This is a genomic window from Mesorhizobium sp. M7A.F.Ca.CA.004.06.1.1 (assembly GCF_003999135.1).
Taxonomy (GTDB): Bacteria; Pseudomonadota; Alphaproteobacteria; order Rhizobiales; family Rhizobiaceae; genus Mesorhizobium.
Genome location: NZ_RZPQ01001396.1, coordinates 1 through 540 on the forward strand (window position 1 = coordinate 1; position 540 = coordinate 540).

General features: G+C 58.9%; 1 protein-coding gene. It reads left to right on the forward strand.

Annotation, left to right across the window (positions count from 1 at the left end; all coding sequences use genetic code 11):
• Nucleotides 1-540 (forward strand): ATP-binding protein (locus tag EN906_RS36560; protein WP_245484420.1); only part of this gene is annotated, 540 nt, incomplete at both ends.

The following is a 540-nucleotide window of genomic DNA, read 5'->3' on the forward strand; positions in this document are numbered from 1 at the left end:
CTTCATCGCCAATCTGCTCGACATGACCAAGATCGAGTCCGGCGCGATGGAGCCGAACTACGCCTTTCACTATGTCGGCGACATCGTCGGCTCCGCCTTGCAAAGGGCCAGGAAAATCATTGGCGAGCACAAGATCGAGACCGACATCCCCAGGGATTTGCCGATGTTGAAGGTCGACCCGGTGCTGTTCGAGCAAGCGTTGTTCAATCTTCTCGACAATGCGGCGAAATATGCCCCGGCAAGCTCGACGATTCGCATGCAGGGTTGGACCGACAATGGCTCCGTCCTGCTGCAAATCATGGATGAAGGGCCAGGCATTCCTCCCGGCGATCTGGAACGGATTTTCGACACGTTCTATCGAGTGCGCAAGGGCGACCAGATCCGCGCCGGTACGGGGCTCGGCCTGTCGATCTGCCGCGGCTTCGTCGAAGCGATGGGTGGCACCATCATGGCGGCAAACCGGACCGACGGTTCGGGCGCGGTGTTCACCATCAAAATGCCCAGGCCGGCAAATCCGCCCAATTTCGACACTTCGAATAC